This is a genomic window from Paraburkholderia sp. SIMBA_030, from assembly GCF_046535245.1.
Classification (GTDB): domain Bacteria; phylum Pseudomonadota; class Gammaproteobacteria; order Burkholderiales; family Burkholderiaceae; genus Paraburkholderia.
Genome location: NZ_JAWRXB010001838.1, coordinates 1 through 229 on the forward strand (window position 1 = coordinate 1; position 229 = coordinate 229).

Sequence of the window (229 nt, forward strand, 5' to 3'; positions counted from 1 at the left end):
CTTTGGTATCGGTCAGGTTAGGATTGGTTTTGCTCAGCTTGACACCTATCCCGTTATCACCGCTACCATCATTATTGTCATCGCCATAAATATCATCGTTATCACCAATGACAATATGTCTATCGACAAAGTAAATCAGTGCCAGAATTGGAATACCAATAGCAAAGGTAAAGATAAAGAAAAACGGATAACCCATATTATCGACGATAGCACCAGAATAACCACCCAT

At 39.3% G+C, this 229-nt stretch carries 1 protein-coding gene; it reads right to left on the bottom strand.

Annotated elements, in window-relative coordinates:
• Positions 1–229: hypothetical protein (locus SB772_RS46340; protein WP_410839311.1), on the bottom strand; the 229-nt coding region annotated here is incomplete at both ends.